Genomic DNA, 17327 nt, shown 5'->3' with positions numbered 1-17327 from the left:
ATCCAATCGTTCCGCAAGATTGAGTTGTTGATCGACACCGCGCCGCCGGTCGTCGGTCCGGTGACTCGAACCGACGGATTAAGTTTTGCGGCGATCAACAGCCAAGTCGATCTGGAGGTTTGGGCCTGGGATGAGGGATCGGACGTGACGAAGGTGCAGGCAGCCTTTGACGTCGATGGAAACGGCGAGTTTCCCGCGGCGGGAAACATTTTCACGGCCTCGCGGACGTCCGATCGCCAGTGGATCTTGACCGTCGACGCGGGAGCCGACGCGGGCAAGAAATCGTTGCTGGTGCGGGGTGTGGATCGTGTCGGCAACGAAAGTGATCCGGTGGCGGTCGAAATGGAGGTCGTTTCGCCGACCGAGAGCACCAAGCGGGTCAAACAGCAGACCGTGAATCTGGTGGGCACGATTCAGTTTCGCGAGAAAAACGTGCCGGACGCGGAAGTGGTTTTGACGGCCCTGCCGGAGGATCCTGCCGTGGCGACGGTTGCCGCGGCCCCGGATGCCGCATCGGCTGCGTCGGGGGTGTCCGTCCGTTCGACGGAGAATGGCGCGTACGTGATTGCCGGGGTTTCGCCGGGCAGTTATCGGTTGGCCGCGCGTGCGGTGATTCGCAATCGCGTCCATCGCATGGAGCAAGACGTCGAAGTGACGGTCGGGCCGGAGCGGACGATGCGAGTGGACGTGACGCTGCCGTAGCGCGGGAAGCGTTCGCGTCACAAATTAGCAGTATTGGGCGAAAGCCCAATACCGCTGAGTTAGGCGTCGTTTCCTAAGGTGAGGGCCCGTAGGCTCGCGCCAAACGGCTGATATTCGTTTGAGATCAGCCGTTCGCGCCAGCGTTCGGGCCCCTCATTGACGCCTAACCTAGCGGGATTGGGTGAAAGCCAGGCCACCGACGGGTTTCTTCGATGCCTGCCGGCAAAGTTTCTGTGGTTCGCTTAAACGTCATCAACGGAATGACCGATACAGAGGGGTGTGCGTGGCTATCGATGCGCCCCGGCGCCCCCCCGGAGGCGAACGTCACCGCCGCTGCGTGGAGTCCGGCAGGGACTTCTTGACCGTTGAGGTCCAATCCTACAAACGTGTTAGCAAGGCGCGATTCGTTTTTCGTTGAAGAGACAAATGACCTACAGCCGCAACCACTTTTCGATAGGGATCTGCTTTATCGCAATGGTTTCCTGCGCGGGTTGTGCGTCGGTTCCGCCGGCGGCCCCCGCCCCTGCACCCCCGACATCGGCTCAAGCCGGGGCGACGACGATCGTCGCGGTTGCGCCGCCGGCCGCGGCGCCGGGCATGACGCTGCCACAGTTCTTGGGGTTGGACGTGGTGTTCGGGGGAGTCCGCACCGTGGGCCAACGGGTTCGCAATCGATTGGGAACCCGGTTTCCCGGACTGGAGGCCAAACCGCCGATCAAGTCGATCACAGATCCGGCCAATTTGGGACCGGACGCCAGCCCTGCGGAGACAGCGGCCGCGGAGGCTAAGATGGAAGACGACAAGGCACCCCAGAAAGCCAAAGCGATTAACTATCTGGCAAGTCGTGGATGCGGGGAGTGCTATCCGGATACCGAAATGGCGATGCTGGCGGCATTGGAAGACTGCAGCGAAGACATCCGCTTTGCCGCGGTGCGTGGTCTGCGCAGCGTGAGCGGTGATGCGTGCAAGTGCTGTCGCGAGAACAGTTGCTGTTCGCCGAAATTGTTAAAGAAGCTGTATGAGATCGCTTATGAGCGTGACGATTCGGGGTGTTTCCTGGAATCATCGGCAAGGGTTCGCCGCAACGCCCGTCTGGTGATCTGTGACTGCGGCGGCGTGCCATCGCTGGACGGTGATGGTCTGCCGATCGAAGGACCGACGTCGCCCGCCGCCGTTCCCACACTGGCCGGAGAAATCACGCCGGCGGTCGCGGCGACGACCACGTCATCCGATTCCAGCGGCGACGCAACGACAGTCGAAAACCCCGTCGCGGTTGTCGGCCATACGACCGACGCAGATTCCGAAACGGATGCCTCGACGGCCACCGCGGGATTCTTGTTGCCTGAAAGTTTTGACCCGACGCTGGAATCCGACGACGATTCGGTTCGACGCGAGTAACGTTCCCTTCGGACGACGAGCCCCACGGACGACGAATCCATGTCGACATCACCGATCCAGCCCGCTGGCAACACCAAGAAATCGACGCGCAAGGTTTGGCAAGGTGACCGATCCAGCGGCGTCGACGTGTTCGGTTTTCTGTGGCGGCGGTCGCGTCAGTTTCTCTGGGGTGCGTTGTTGCTGGCCGCACTGCTGTTGTTCGTCTGGCTGATCTGGCTGTTGTTGCTGTCGCCCAAACGGACGCCAATGGTTGTGTTGTCGGCCGCACCGTACAGTTGGCCGTTGCCGCCCAACGCGTGGGCCAAGGAAGATTTTGAGAAGCTGGCCGCGATGGACGGTGAAACCATCACCCTGCGCGGCAGCGATGATCCGGTTTTTAAAGCGACGGATTTCTACCAGCGACTGGACCGCGAAATCAAACGGGCCGAGGGCCAGAGTCACCGCGTGCCGTTGATCGTGTGGGTCAGTTTGCACGGTGTTGCCGAAAGCGACAGTGGTGCGATTCATTTGATTCCCCCCAAGGCCGCGATGACCGATCCCAAATCCTGGATCGAGTTGGACGCGCTGCTGGATCGCTTTGAACAGCTCGGTGCCAAACGCAAGGCGTTGCTGATTCTCGATTGCAATCGGATGCAGGTGAATTGGAACATCGGGCTGGCCGCCAACCAGTTTGCCGACAAGGTGCAGACCGCCTTTCGTGATCGAGTGGCCGCGAAAAAGACGACCGCCGATCTGGCCGTTTTGCTGTCCGCGGGTCCGGAACAGACCTCGCATGTTTCGGCCGACCTGGCCGGATCGGTATTCGGTCACTACGTGCAACGCGGCTTGGCCGGCGCCTCCGATCAAATGACCAACGGCGGCAATGGTGACGGCTGGGTGGATTTGAGCGAACTGGATCGCTACGTTCGATCGCATGTGCAATGGTGGGTCCGGCAAAGCCGCGGTAAATCACAGCGTCCCACCTTGTTAACGACCACTTCGAAATCAGACTTTCGACTCGCGCGGAGTTTGAACCCGGAGCTGTTGAAACAACTGACCAGTCGCCCGCTGTCGCGTCGCCCTGGGCCGACGATTTCGGATCCTCAGCTGGATGCACTTTGGCGATCGCTGGACCAGATTCGCGAAGCACAGCTTTATCGTCGCGAGCCGATCGCGTTTCGTGATTTAGAACACGACCTGCTGTGGCTGGAACAACTCTCCAGCGCCGGCAAGGGGTACCAAACGCTGGCCAAACGAACTTTCAATCGGGTGGTCGGCGACATCACGGCGACCGAGCGACGGATGGCGCAGTTGCCGCAGACCCCAACCTACGCGGCGGCCTATTCGTTGCTTTCCGGCGATCCACCGCCGCTGCCGCGTTCGCTGAACGTCCACTCGCTGTCACTGGCCGAATTCTTTGGCACCCAAGATGTCATCTCCAGCACGCAACTGCGAGATCAATGGAACGAACTGTCCGATCAGCCCGACGCCGGACTGCTCGCCAAAGTGCGTGACGAGTTTGAAACGCAGGCGACGTCGGACTATCGCGACGCCCACTTCCTGCGAATGCTCGATCGTTACCAGACGCCACGCCTTTGGCAGCAGCCGGAGTCACTCGGCAAGTTGTTGACGCTGCAAGGGTCCATCGACGATCTTTCGGTCCCGCGCGATGCGACTGGGATCCCCTCGGACCTTCGCGTTCATCGCTGGAAACGTGTCTTGCTGGGTCCGATTGATGCCGCGCGTCGACGTGCCGAAGACAGCGTGTTTCTGCGTTTGCAGAACGGACTGGAGGAAAGCGTCCGAGAAACGGAGTCCAGATTCGCAGCGTCCTCGGAAGCGGCAAACTTGGCCGCCGCGACGATGCAGATCTGCGATCAATCGATGGCCGTCGCGCCGTACTACGCACAATGGATTGCCCATCCCGACCGCGCGATGGCGTCCGAAGAAACCCAAGACGCGATTGATAATCTGATTGTGCCGTTGATCGCAGGCACTCAACAACTGGCAGCCCAACTTGACGCGGTACCCAACGCGGCGACGGATCAACAAGCGGTGATCGACTCCATCCGTGCGGCCCACGCCGTGGCGAATGAAACGATCCAGCCGGTGATGGGGTCGCTGGCCGAATCGTTGACCCTGCGGACACGTCAACTGATCCGCCAGAGTCTGACGAATGAGTTGACGACGATCGGTGAAATCGAGGCTGTCTTGTCGGTCCCGCTGGTCGATTGGGAATCCAGACGTCAACTGCGAACGGCACGCAACGAAATGATCACCCGCGTTCAGCAAACGTTGGACGCGCCGAGTGCGGAAGACGCTGAAACGAACGCTGAACCAGACGATGAACGAGCACTCGTTTATTCGGCTCGCATCGCCAGTTGGGAACAACATCCGCTCGATCTGTTGCTCGGTAGTGAACGGACCGGATCGGACGGTTTCCACAACAATCGAATCGCAAACTTTATTGATTCGATCGGCAGCCAGATGGAGCGATTGGAAACGGAGTCGACACTGGAGGGCGAGCATCAGATCTGCGGCAACGCGGCGCGTCGGATGCGTGCCGCCGCAGCGATCTGGTTTCCCCGCCCGGAATCAGACCCGATCGCGACGCTGCGCACCGCCGGCATCAAGTCACTGTTGGTGTGGCATGTCGATCGAGCGATCGGCGATTTTTGGGGACCGGCCGGTGGCGAACGGTCGTTCTATGACCTTGCCGCGAGCGACTACCTAGAATCGGCTGCCGAGCTGGATCGTCTGGGGAAGGATTCCGCCAGCGGTGGCGCCCGGCTGGTCGAGATCGAAGCTGCGAAGACGCGGATCGAAGCGAGTCGCCAGTTCCTGCCGAACTGGTTGACGACCACCGCCCCGCGAACGATTCAGCTGGATCCTGTGGATGCGGTTCGTTCATCGTTTGTTGTCAGTTCGGAACCGGGCAATGTGGCGTTGGCCGATGGATTCACGCCGCCGTCGGGAACGGCCGCGGTTGCGGTACGGACTGAAACGCGACGCATTGACTTTCGCACGATCGAGCCTTCTGACGCCTTCGTCCTGTCCGCGGCGAACGCCCGCTATGAAGTCGTCATGCCGGCTGAAGTCGCGACATCAGACTTGGCGTTGAAAGCACAAACGGTTTTTCGCGGCCATGAATATGCCGGCGCACTGGATGTCGACCAGCTGGGCGGTTTGAGGATTGATCTTGAACCGTTTCACTATCAGAAAAGCGAAGTGACGTTGAACGGTCCCTGGGACGAACTGTCGGTCGTGTTTGTGCTGGATTGTTCGGCCAGCATGGGCGAACCGCTCGACGACGAAGGCGCGGGGGGCGACGGCGAGGGTTCCGAAGGCGAAGGCGGTGCATCACGGATTGCAGTCGCCAAGGCGGCGCTCCAAGAAATGCTGTTCGATCTCGGGCTGCGTCGCAATGTGCGTGTCGGCGTGCAAGCGTTCGGACATCGCTTGGGATGGAGTGTCGACGAGCCGATCAAGCTGCTGACCCGGCCTGATTTTACCGGTCCGATCGATCCGACGTTGACGCCCGAACAGGACGTCGAATCCATTCTGACGCTCAGCGAGTTTGATCTGGCGACGGCGCAGTCCCTGGTGCCGGAGATCGAAGCCTTGAAACCGTGGGGACAATCGCCACTGTATCTGTCAGTGCTGCGGTCGATTCAAGAGTTTTCCGCCGCGGATGCGAAAGCCGATCGCCACGTCATTGCGATCACCGACGGAGCCAACTATCAGTACATCCCTTCGTCGGTGACCAACGTTTTGCCGACGACTGACGACGATGTTCGCGGGGCGTGGATGCAACGCCCCGTCCCCGTCCACATCCTCGGCTTGGGGATGGATCGGACGCAGCAACGAGACGCCGTGCAAGCGTTCGAAAGCTTGAGCCGCGAGACCGGTGGGCATTTCCAGGTACTGGACAGTTACACCGACCTGAAACAAGCCGTCCGCAGTCTACTGGCCCCCGGCATGTATCGGCTGCGCTCATATCAAAACGCCGAACGTCCGGAGATGCCGACGACGCTGGCCACGCCGACACAGGTGATCCCGGCCCCGCCAGCTCCCGAGTTGTTCGCACTGCAGTACGAAGGTCGCCAATGGGTCGATACCGCCGCGGCCGACGCCGATCCGTCACCACTGGCGGTCGAACCGGTGGTCTTGGAAGGCGGCGAAGCGTATCAGTTGTACGTCAATGAGGCGGGCACGGAGATCTACGACTATGCCTATGACGACAACGTCGAAGCGATGGCAGAGCTGGTAACCGGCGATGGGATCGCGACCGAGCAAGTGGTCCGTGTGCATCGAGCGAACCGTCGAGCGCCGGGTCAAATCGTCTTTCCCGTGTCGTGGCAGCGGAGAGATTCAGCGGGGACGACGGATCGTCCGCTGTGGCGGGCAACACGACGTCCGTCGGATGTCTGGATTCAAGTTCAACCGGTGGCAGTCGATGGCAGCGAGATCGGCCAGCCGTATACGTTCTTTGATGCGACGTTCCAGCCCGGTGAACCCGTTCCAGTGATGAACCTTGTGGCGAACGATTGGCCAGCGACTGCCGTCCGCGCGCGACTGCGACTCTGGTCGCGGCCGGCGGAAGAGGCAACGACGATCGAATTGCTTCCGCCGGCGGTTGCGAGCGGTGCCAACCTGAATGATCCGAGACGTCGGCTCAGTCGTTTAAACACGACGATCGCCGTCGATGAAACGTCCACCGAATCGGTCGAAGTCGCCTCCGGAATCCAGCTGCGCATCGATCCGCTGGGAACCCAGTTTGTCGACGGCGTGGCCCGTCGCAGATACGTCGTTGATTTTTCCGATCCGGACGTGCCGGTGACCTCGATCAAAATCAGTCTTCGCGAATCGATCGATGAAAAACCGCTTCGGATCGTGCGACAGTTCGATCCCGAACGCCGCATGTCGGTGCACACGTTCTATTATCGATCCAGACGGAACGAACCGGTCGGCCAAATCCGCGTGACGAACCGCGAACAGGAAATCGACGGGGCCTGGAAACTGGATCGTGAATGGATCGAAGTCGCGATTCCCAACGCAGGCGGCTTGTTGCCGGTGGGCCGTTAGGTTTTTTGTCAACGATTGAAACGTGGGGTAAGCATCTTGCTTGCCGTTTCGGAGAGGCTGGGCATTTGTACGCTGGTCGCGTACGCGAAGAGACGCAAGCTGGAAGCGTATGCCACTTTTTAGGTGCACTTTTGGGCGACGACGAGATGGCTGTCGTAGGACACCATGCTGCGGTCGTGCATGCGGACGTGCCAGGGGCAGTTGTCTTCCACGACCAGACGCAACGTGGTTAACGATTGCGGGTGACCGGGGCTGAGCAACTGTCGCAAGATGGGTTCACTGGCGCCGCCGCCGGGACCGCGTTGGGAGTGCCCGCCGAGCCAGCCTTCCATCGACGTGGCCGAGGAAGACCAATCGTAGGGACAGGCCAGAACCGCCGAGCCATCGGGCTTCAAAACCGATCCGAGCGACGCGAGAAATTCCATCGGCGAGCGGACGCAATCGAGCAGGTTCATGCTGAACGCGGCGTCGACCGATTGTTCGACAAACGGCAACGCGGTTGCGTCGCAGGCCCAGAAGTCAACCTGATGAGCATTCGGAAAAGTCACCGGAAACTCACGCCGATCATAGACAACCCCGACGCGGCGTCTGGGATAACGCACCATGCCGTCGCGCAGCGCCCCCGCGGCGATGCGCAACATCGGAAAATTCAAATCGATGCCGAGGACCGGGCGATCCAGTTTTTCGGCCAACGCGAACGTACCTCGTCCGACCGAGCATCCGACGTCTAAAACGTTGTGCAGATTCGCCGATTTCAACTCGGACAATTCCAAGCCGCGTTGGAGGACACGGAGCATCGAACCCGGTTTCGGATCGACCGGCGGCTCCTCCGGATCGAGATCACCGTAATGGTCCCAGGTGTAACAACTGGTGTGCTGGCGGATCGCGTCGAGCGTCGACCCGTGTCCACAGCAATCGCCCAAAACGCTTTCGATGGTTTCGCTCAGATCGCTTCGTTGGCAGACCTGCAAAACATTCTCCGAGAGATAACTGCGGATGTCTCGGATGATCAACGGCACGCCATCAATGATGGGGTATTCGCGTTGGCATTGAACGTTACTGCAATGCAATAAGCCTTCGACGATGTGGTCGTCGACTTCTTTGGTGACCGTTGCCAGTTCGAGAAAACTGATCTGGTCGGTCGTGGCACGACAAACCGGACAGACCGGTTGAAAGGTTTCGAGATGCCGGCGTCGCACGAGACGTCAGCCCCCGATCATGACAGTCGGGCAGCCCGGCGGCAGGACTTTACCGACCGGGCTGGGGATCGGCGCGACGCAACTGGCGTGGGCGGTCAGGTCGTTGATCCTGGCAGCCGGCAGACCGCCGATCAATACCTTCCCGGATCCCTTGGCAATCATGCCGGGACCGGCAGGTACACAGCCTGGCAACATGCAAGGCAGTGTCGTGTCGGTCACGCGTGCGGCGGGCATTTTTCCGATCAGCACGTTGGCCTGGCCCTTGATAATCGTCAACGGCAGTGGCGGATGAGCCACCGGCGTCGGAACCGGAGCCGGCGGATGAATCGGTGCGTGGCAATGCGGAGCGTCTTGTTTGACAAGATCAGTCATGCGGGCAGCGGGAGGAGCCATGGAATCAAACTCGTGGCAGTGCCGGTCGAACAGGGGTCGCGGAAGTGAAGTTTAGCTTGGGGAAGGTGATTGTGCCATCGCAGTCGGCGTGATTGGGGCTTCGTCGGTCTTACGCATAGTCTGTCCGCGCGAGCACTTCGACGAGGTGATAACCGTTGGCGGTGGCGACGGGTCCATAAACGTCGCCGATGTCCCCTTGCAGAAACACCGGTTCCAGTTCGGGAGCCATGTGCCCGGGACCGAATTCGCCCAGCGAGCCGCCTTGGCGGGCGGTGGGACATTCCGAATAGACCCTCGCCAATTCGCCAAAATCCGCACCCTGTTGCCATTTCACCATGACCTCGTTGGCCAGTTCGGGCGTGGAGACCTGGATGTGGCGGGCTTTGATGCGTAGCACGTTGTGAGTCTCCGTGGTGGGTGAAAGTGAATCGGTGGATGTTGAAACGACAGTCGTCAGCGTCCGGCGACGCAAAAGATATTGGGGCAGGGAGCGCCGGAGATCATCGGCGTTTCCATCGCGGCTTCAAAGGACGCGGCCATGGAGGCCGCGATCGACATGTCGCCCAAGCTCGGCAACCCGCCCGGCTCCATGGCAGCCAACGCGGGCGCCGCCGGCATCGGTGCTTCGGCGGCGATGGCCATCGCCGCGGCCAGTTCGGCGGCGGCGCCCCCTTCCGCACCGCCGGTTAACTCGGCAGCCATTTCACCGGAGGCGGCGACAGCGGCTTCCATGTTGGCGGCCATCCCCGCGGCGCCGGCTTCCATCGCCGGCAATGCCATTTCCATCGACATCTCGCCCATCTCGGCGCTGACGAGCCCGAAGTCGGAGAGCCCGGCGCTGACTTCGCCCATCTCACCGGCCGACATCGCGAGCGGAGGGACTTCGAGACTGCCCGCCATTTCCAGGGCCGCCGCAAATTCGCCGGGGGCGGCAGGGTTGAATCCCAGCGCGACCGCGGCGTTCAGTGCTCGGGCGGCCAACGCGAGCTCCATCGCAAAGGAACCTCCGGCGGAAGCGGAAAGACCGAGTGTGCCCGACATTGCCAGTGAAGCCTCCAGCGCCGCGGCCAAGCTCGCTTCGAGCGCCGCAGCCGCACCGGGGGCGGCCATGTCGATTCCCAAGGACGCTTCAATCGCGGCGTTGATCCCCAGCGCCATCGGCAGTCCGCCCAGCGGTTCCATCGCGGCACCGAGAGCTCCACCCAGCTCACCCAAGGCGGGCGCGGCGATGTTCAAGGCGCCCGCGGCGAGCGACAGTTCCATCGCGGCGCTCGGTGCGGTCATGTCGATCCCCAACGAAGCGCCGACTTGCGCCATCGCTTCCATCGCCAAAACAGCTTCCATCGAGAACGCCGGCAGCTCGGCACTGAGCATCGCCTCGAGGGCTCCGGAGGCGGCCATTTCTGCCGTCGCGTTGACCGCCGCGGCGACTCCCGCGGCGGCTGCCAGTCCGGCTGCACCGGCGGGCAGCGGCGGCACCTCGATCGCGACCGGCGGGATCTCGATGCCGGCAGCCATCTCGGCAACTTTCGGCATGCAAATACAAAACATGGATCACACCTTCACAAAGACTCGATTGACTCGGCCGCCGGCGAACTTGTCGCCCCAAGTCGCGACAACGCTTCGCAATACTGGTAGATTATGGACAAGAAACGGTCGCGTAGGGCCATGATGTAACTGTCGGAGAGATCTTTTGTCAGAAGAGAGTCAGCTTTTCCATGTCGCCGAAGAATCGGGAAAATTTGAAGTGCTCGATCCGTCCGGCCGTTCCATCTTGACCTGCCGCGATGCCGCCAGCGCCAATCACTATGCCGTCCTACTCAATAAGGCCTACAAACACGGTTACAAAGACGGCTATCACGCGGCAAAGTCCGTAGACGATTCATGAAGACCGAAACCGTTGACCGACTGAAACGTTCAGAACCCTTCCCGTCCATTGCTGCCTGAACCGGAGTCCTTACGTTGTCCAACTCATTTGAATCCAGCTTTCAATTCGGCAATGTCGGCTCGGCACGCCCGCTCGATCCACAACAGCCGATGCGGATCGTAGTGATGGGGAACTTTTCCGGCCGCGCAGGCGACTCCGGATCCCTGGCGGAGAAAAAGTTTCAACGCGTCGACATCGACAACTTCGAAGAGGTGCTGGAAAAAATCGCTCCGACCGCAGCGGTCCGGTTGAGCGACCACTGCGACGGCGTGATCGAGATCGGAATCAGCGAGCTGGATGACTTTCATCCCGATTCACTGTATCGCAACGTGCCGATTTTTCACGAGCTAAGGCAATTGCGAAAGCGGCTGATGGATCCCAAGTCGTTCTCCGCTGCGGTCGCGGACTTGAGCCAAGCACTGTCGCTGCAAACGGCAAAGGAATCAGAAGAGGCGAAACAGGATGCGTCTGCGGCAGCGGACGCAAAACCCAAGGCCGGCGACGAAAGCGACTCGGACACGTTGGAGCGTGTGCTGGGTCAATCGGCCAAAAGCGTGGACACGACGGGGCCACGCTCACCACAGCTGGACATCCAAGGTTTGATCAACCAGATCGTCGCACCCTACATCGAACCCAAGCCCGATCCGCGGCAGGACGAATACATCGGCCACGCCGACGCGGCGATCGCCGGACAGATGCGAACGATTCTTCACGACCGATCGTTTCAGGCCTTGGAAGCCGCATGGCTGGGCCTGAATTTCCTTGTTTCCCAAGTGGCGCAATCCGAAGAGGTCCAGGTCTTCCTGTGGGACGTGACCAAATCGGAGTTGCTGGACGCGGGCGAGTCGCCGTCGGAGCAATTGGAAGATTCGGTGCTGTTTCGACGTCTGGTCACCGACCGAGAACAAGTCCCGTTTTCGCTGTTGGTCTGCAATGAAACCTTCAGCCATGAACTGAACGATCTGATCTTGCTGACCCGGCTGGGAGCCATCGGGGCAAACTCGGGAGGCCCCGTGCTGGCGGCGGCATCGCCACAGTTGGTCGGTTGCCAGGCGTGGACAGATGAAATTCCCAAGCCCACTGCGGAGCCGAGTCGACAAGAAGCGGATTGGCAAAGCATTCGCGAGAGCGCGGCGTCGCGTTGGATCGGATTGTCCGGACCGCGGTTTTTGTTGCGATTGCCCTACGGCGCATCGACCAGTTCGGTCGACGCATTTGATTTCGAGGAGATCGACGACCCGATCACCGATCACGAGTCGCTGCAGTGGGGCGCGTCGTCATGGTTCGTCGCGACGTTGTTGGCGACCTCGTTCCTGGAATCGGGCTGGCAAATGACGCCAGGTGACTTGCAGGAGATCGGTGATTTACCCGCGCTGACGTACAAGGACGAAGACGGCGAAGTGCACTTGAAGGCTTGTGCGGAAGTGTTTCTGTCGGAGCGTGTGGCCGATCAGGTATTGGATCAGGGCGTGATGCCGCTGATGAGTTTCAAGAACCGCAACGCCGCGCGGGTGTTGCGAGTGCAATCCGTCTCCTCTCCGCCGTCGGCACTCGCCGGTCCGTGGTCGTAGCTCGACAGGCATGGCCAAACAGGAATCTCATTCGCCTCCGATGGATCTCATCGAACTTGACATTCCGGTGTGCTGGGACACACCGCCGAAGGAAATTTTGCGCACGATCGAGATCGCCGAGCGTTTGCGAGAGCAAATGAAGTCGGACGAGACTCAAAAGCGGATCCCGTTGCTGGTCAACAGCAACTACTACATCGCCTACCACGCATTCAAGCACATTCGAGACGCAGGACTTGGCGGCGACCTTTCGTTTTGTGAATGGGGCAGCGGGTTGGGAGTGGTGACGTGCATCGCATCACAACTCGGTTTTCGCGCGACGGGAATCGAAATCGAGGAATCGCTATGCGAGTTTTCAGAGAAGTTCGCCAAGCAGGCAGACGTTGACGCACAATTTTTTCAGGGCAGCTATCGATCCCCGATCGGCAACGAAATCTCTCAACTTCAGCCACGTGAAGGGGACCGTCCCTTTCCCCTGGGGCGAAGGAACTGCGACGTCATCTATGCCTACCCTTGGCCTGCTGAAGCAGCGTATCTCGCGTCGCTTTTCGAGCAATCCAATGCGTCCTTGCTCGTCACCTACCACGGCGGAACAACGCTTCGCGTCAGAAAACACATCTGCTGATTCAGCGAAGCCGTTCGCCCGAATCTCTCAGAGATGACCATCATTGTCGCCTTGAAAAAAGTCGAGTCTGATGCGAGTCATCCACCGTTATGATATGATCAAAAAAGTCAAGGGGTCCCACTTCAACAGGCCCGACACGCGATCAAGAGACACGGCGTTTTCCTGAATGCTCACCGGGATCTTGGACGAAACCCAACTGCAAATGCACCACTCTCAAACATTGAGGATCGTAAGCCATGCCATTGAGCGGAAGAGATATCCAGGAAGGAGTAGCAGGCAGCGACGCGCATCGTTTGTATGGCGAAGTTGAAGACGCGATTGCGGCCAATACGTACTCCGAAAGTGAACTGAGAGTGGTAAACGCCGTTCGGGAATTATATCGACGTGCCGCAGCCGAAACGCCTGGGGGCGCAGGCGCGCTCGGTGGCAGCCGCGTGTTCGAGGGCGGCCATGTCTTGCTCAACGACAAAGGGACATGGTACACCTGGCTCAAGGCGAGAGCGGGAAAATCTCAAAAGCAGAACGCCGGGCAATCGCGAGTCCGCTGGTCGTCACACGAAAGCACATCGCAGAACCAATATGAAATCCCACTCGGCGGACTCGGCTGCATTTTGTTTGGAAAGATCAACGGTAAGACGTGGTTCCAAAATGAGGCGCATGCGGCAACGACGACGCTCTCCGATTCGATCCTACATGGCTTGGACTGGGTCAAGCATAAGTGGAGTGGGAATCAGCAAGTCGGTGCGTTGGGATACAGCCCGTTTTCAGAAAAAAATGGCACCCATCTCGTGCTGAGCCACCCGCCCAGCCCGGATGACTACTGAGCGAAAGCGATTAGTCATCTTCATGACCAGCCAGCATGTCGACCAACGCGGTCGATGCAATGGTGTTTAGATCATAGACAATGGTGCATTGCGTATCATTGGCAAAATCCATCATGATGATATTGGGGATGAAGGCTTTGAGTTGCGGTCCTGACGCATAATTGGTTCGCTTGATTCGATTGTGTTCACTTCGTTCACGAATGGAGTCGTAGAGACCACCTTCCCAAAGCCCTTTCATTCGGTCGACGTTTGCGCCTTCCCACATCTTGGTGTTTCGCTTCTGGATGTTCTCGAAGTACCCCGTCGAGGTCCAGTACATCATTCCGAGGACGTCGGAACTATGAGACATGACGCCGTTTGCCTCAATCATCGGCTTCATGCGTTTTAACTGTGTTTTTTCATTATCTTTGATTTTTCCTTTCATCGTCCACTTCATCTTGATCGGGTTCAAAGTGGTCCCACCTTTCCCGGAGTACTGGAGCCCGTCGAATCTTGAATCGTAGGCTTTCGGGCCATTCTCCTTGTCATAAACATTGCGCCATTTCTTGATGCCTCTGGCGGCGTAGTAAGTCAAGTGCCCGGTTTCTGCGAAGCCCTTTTCTGAGAACAACACAATCACCTTTCCCTTCAGGTCCTGCAAGGTCCTGCGATTGATATCACCCTGATCGACGAAGATCGTGTCACCAAGGTAATCGATGCAGTAGTCAGCAATCAGACTCCAATTACTACACTTGTCGAACTTGAAGATCAGAAATTCAGACTTGTAGTTCGTGACGAATTGCTTGGCCTGTTCCAACATGCCTTTCAGGCCCATCCCCCAGGTACCGACAGTAAGCTTTGACCTGGTCACCTTAACGGTTTCACCGCTGCCCTCAAGTTCTACTGTCTTCTTGCCTTTGATGATCCCGCCCCCGGCGTGATAGGCGCTAAGTCTTGCCCGTCCACCGCCGATGGCCCGGGCATGGATGCGAAGATCGAAGAATCGCACTCCCGACATCGCTTGGTGGTAAATGTTCTGGCTTTGAGTCTTGGCATTTCCGCCACCCTCGGTAATCCCCGCGTCGTGGCTACCTGCGATCACGATATCCCTGAGCCGTTTGTCCATCCCAAGCTGTCCGTAGAAGCAATTGCTCATGAGGTTATCCTCCTTATCAAAAACCTGAATTGAGTTGCGGCAAACACTTACAGAATCGATTATATCTGCCGCTGAAATCGTTGACGACTACTTCGCATCACACTTTCTGTCAAAAATCCAGCGCGCGTTCTCTCTATTCGGGATTGGCTTGCTGGCAGGTCCAGCCGTCGATGCTGCTCGTCAACCCCGAGACTGATGGGCAGAGAGGAATGCGCCACGAATGTTAGTCGTCCAAGAACCGAACTCGTGGTCGCCGCCACGCCTCAAATCGTCCGTCCGCGGAATTGCGACGGTGACGATGCGTCAGAACAATCCAATCGTCGTCGCGCATCGGCAGGAACACACAACCAGTTCTGCCGACCGCATTCTTCTGAATCCACCCACTTGCAAAAAGTGAAGCCCCTATCTGGGCATGACGAACTCGTTCGTGAATGGCTTGTAAGGATTGTTCAACGAAATGATTTTGTCGCTAATCTCCTTGCAGACAAAGTCGTACTGAATGATGTTTGGCATTTTGTACCGAACACTCTTTCGTTCATTGAGTTCGTCGACCAATTCATCGACACGAAGGTTCACTCCTGCGGGCTTTTTCACCCGCCCTGCCCTATTTCTCACTTCCGGCCCCTTCGTCATTTCCTCGATACTCTTATTTCTTATCGCCCCCATCTTGGACAAGGTCTGCTGCCAATAGAGTGAGTGCAGCACTCTGCTTGTCACCGCCCCATTTTGATCATTGAAGGCGTCTAACTTGCCCAATTGTCCCGTCAGCACAGTCGTGGAGTCTGGGTTATCTGAGAATTTGCCGTTGATGGCTAACCCAGTATCGCACGGCTCGATGCCTTTTAGGTACTGATGAATCCCTTCTTCCTGAGGAAATGCCCTTGTCTTCGTTTTTGAGAAGATGCAAATTGCTTTGCCTCGTAGCAAGCCAATATTCATTGTCGCGATGTTGCCAGTCTGGCACAGCAATTTCCCCTCGAATATTTCACGCACTCCATCTTCGAGATCCTGCTTATCGTGACATTTATCAAACCGCAGGATCACAAACTCCGAGCCCCGGGCGCTTAAGAAGTTGCTAACACCTTCGAGTGAATCAGTCACATTAGCGCCATAAGAACCGATCATGGCCTTTTTTCCGAACGGCGTCTTCCCATGGTAAAATCGGTCGCCGATCACTCGCAAATCGAAAAACCGAGATCCCGCCATACACTGCTCCTGCAACGTACCATCCTGAGTCTTGGCATTCGCGCTGGCACCCTCGTTAAAAATCCCTGCGTCGTGACTTCCCGGGATACAGATATCCGCAAGTGTTTTATCATCCCTAAAGCTCGCCATAAATAATGAGGTGTCTATCATTTCACTGTTCCTTGCATCATGTCGGTAATTTGAAACACTGCACTCCGAGCGACGTTGCTTAGACTGAAATGACAGGCTTCTATTAAAATGGCATTGCAGGCCACCGGGAACATCTGTCCCAGGTGGCAATCATTTTGCGGCGCGGCGAATTGCTTCACTTGCGCCGGCGTTCCACAAACACCGGTGCGTCGCACAAGCACCCGCCGCTCTGGCGGGTGAGAATTCAGCCCCGATAAAACTCGTTTGACCTACTCAAACGAATAATCAAATTCACCGTCTTTGACTTGCACATGGACGCGTTTGGCCGGGTTGCCTTCCATCATGCGGGTCAGGAATTCGCCGCTGATTTGTGGCAGAACCGTGTTGGTCAGGATCGCGTCGATCATGCGGCCGCCGCTTTCCAGTTCCGTGCAGCGGCTGGCGATCAACTTGATCACTTCATCATCGTACGTGAACGGGATGCCGTGGTTGGCTTGCATCCGTTTGGCGATTCGGCCGAGTTGCAGTTTTGCGATCGCGCCGACCATTTCGTCGCTGAGCGGATAGTAGGGAATCGTCACGATGCGGCCGAGCAGTGCCGGCGGGAAGACCTTCAACAGCGGTGCACGCAACGCCTTGGACAGGCCCTCGGGATCGGGCATCAACTCCGGATCCTTGCACATGTTCATCGTCAGGTCGGTTCCGGCGTTGGTGGTCAGCAGGATCAGCGTGTTTTTGAAGTCGATCACGCGGCCTTCGCCGTCTTCCATCCAGCCCTTGTCAAAGACCTGGAAAAAGATTTCGTGCACGTCGTGGTGCGCCTTCTCCACTTCGTCCAACAACACGACGCTGTACGGTCGACGCCGTACCGCTTCGGTCAACACGCCACCTTCGCCGTAGCCGACGTATCCGGGAGGCGCCCCTTTGAGCGTGCTGACGGTGTGCGCCTCTTGAAACTCGCTCATGTTGATCGTGATGACGTTTTGCTCGCCGCCGTATAGCGCTTCGGCCAGGGCGAGTGCGGTTTCCGTTTTCCCGACGCCCGAGGGACCGGCCAGCATGAACACGCCGATCGGTTTGCCGGGGTTGTCCAAGCTTGCCCGCGACGTTTGGATGCGTTTGGCGATCATCTCCAGCGCGTGACGCTGGCCGATGAT

At 58.6% G+C, this 17327-nt stretch carries 14 protein-coding genes; 7 read left to right on the top strand and 7 right to left on the bottom strand.

The features are described from left to right. The 3 genes from ABX749_RS03200 to ABX749_RS03190 all read left to right on the top strand — a co-directional run. The coding region (locus tag ABX749_RS03200) for a carboxypeptidase-like regulatory domain-containing protein (protein ID WP_372894727.1) at positions 1–702 on the top strand (702 nt) is incomplete at its 5' end. A 426-nt stretch (positions 703–1128) separates the two neighbouring features. Beyond that, positions 1129–2100 carry a hypothetical protein gene (locus ABX749_RS03195; RefSeq protein WP_372894726.1) on the top strand — a complete coding sequence of 324 codons (972 nt, stop codon included), beginning with the start codon at positions 1129–1131 and terminating at the stop codon, positions 2098–2100. A gap of 39 nt (positions 2101–2139) precedes the next feature. Next, positions 2140–7164, top strand: a complete 5025-nt coding sequence (locus ABX749_RS03190) for a hypothetical protein (protein WP_372894725.1) — start codon at positions 2140–2142, stop codon at positions 7162–7164. A 119-nt stretch (positions 7165–7283) separates the two neighbouring features. Here ABX749_RS03190 and ABX749_RS03185 read toward each other — a convergent pair whose 3' ends face one another. The 4 genes from ABX749_RS03185 to ABX749_RS03170 all read right to left on the bottom strand — a co-directional run bounded on the left by ABX749_RS03185 (position 7284) and on the right by ABX749_RS03170 (position 10274). Further along, a complete protein-coding gene (locus tag ABX749_RS03185) occupies positions 7284–8363 on the bottom strand; it encodes a methyltransferase domain-containing protein (RefSeq protein ID WP_372894724.1) in 1080 nt (359 codons plus the stop codon). A 6-nt stretch (positions 8364–8369) separates the two neighbouring features. Next, a complete protein-coding gene (locus ABX749_RS03180; RefSeq protein ID WP_372894723.1) occupies positions 8370–8735 on the bottom strand; it encodes a PAAR domain-containing protein in 366 nt (121 codons plus the stop codon). Between the two features lie 130 nt (positions 8736–8865). Next, positions 8866–9153: a peptidylprolyl isomerase gene (locus ABX749_RS03175; protein ID WP_145211182.1), complete on the bottom strand. Its 288-nt coding sequence runs from the start codon at positions 9151–9153 to the stop codon at positions 8866–8868. A 56-nt stretch (positions 9154–9209) separates the two neighbouring features. Beyond that, a complete protein-coding gene (locus tag ABX749_RS03170; RefSeq protein ID WP_372894722.1) occupies positions 9210–10274 on the bottom strand; it encodes a hypothetical protein in 1065 nt (354 codons plus the stop codon). A gap of 175 nt (positions 10275–10449) precedes the next feature. Here ABX749_RS03170 and ABX749_RS03165 point away from each other — a divergent pair, with 175 nt between their 5' ends. From ABX749_RS03165 to ABX749_RS03150, 4 genes are all read left to right on the top strand, one after another. Next, entirely contained in the window at positions 10450–10644 is a 195-nt protein-coding gene (locus ABX749_RS03165) for a hypothetical protein (RefSeq protein WP_095740215.1), read from the top strand. A 74-nt stretch (positions 10645–10718) separates the two neighbouring features. Next, complete coding sequence (locus tag ABX749_RS03160) at positions 10719–12254, top strand: type VI secretion system contractile sheath domain-containing protein (RefSeq protein ID WP_372894721.1); 1536 nt, start codon at positions 10719–10721, stop codon at positions 12252–12254. A 10-nt stretch (positions 12255–12264) separates the two neighbouring features. Then, entirely contained in the window at positions 12265–12876 is a 612-nt protein-coding gene (locus ABX749_RS03155) for a hypothetical protein (protein WP_372894720.1), read from the top strand. 236 nt (positions 12877–13112) lie between these two features. Further along, complete coding sequence (locus ABX749_RS03150; protein ID WP_145211194.1) at positions 13113–13700, top strand: hypothetical protein; 588 nt, start codon at positions 13113–13115, stop codon at positions 13698–13700. A gap of 10 nt (positions 13701–13710) precedes the next feature. Here ABX749_RS03150 and ABX749_RS03145 read toward each other — a convergent pair whose 3' ends face one another. The 3 genes from ABX749_RS03145 to ABX749_RS03135 form a co-directional block, all read right to left on the bottom strand. After that, positions 13711–14835 (bottom strand): hypothetical protein, encoded by a 1125-nt coding sequence (locus tag ABX749_RS03145; RefSeq protein ID WP_372894719.1) that lies wholly within the window; start codon positions 14833–14835, stop codon positions 13711–13713. A gap of 402 nt (positions 14836–15237) precedes the next feature. Then, complete coding sequence (locus tag ABX749_RS03140) at positions 15238–16191, bottom strand: hypothetical protein (RefSeq protein ID WP_372894718.1); 954 nt, start codon at positions 16189–16191, stop codon at positions 15238–15240. 248 nt (positions 16192–16439) lie between these two features. Then, positions 16440–17327: AAA family ATPase (locus ABX749_RS03135; RefSeq protein ID WP_372894717.1), on the bottom strand; the 888-nt coding region annotated here is incomplete at its 5' end.

The sequence above is a fragment of the Stieleria sp. genome (assembly GCF_041595215.1).
In the GTDB taxonomy this organism is placed as follows: domain Bacteria; phylum Planctomycetota; class Planctomycetia; order Pirellulales; family Pirellulaceae; genus Stieleria; species Stieleria magnilauensis.
This window is presented reverse-complemented; position numbering and strand designations above follow the sequence as displayed.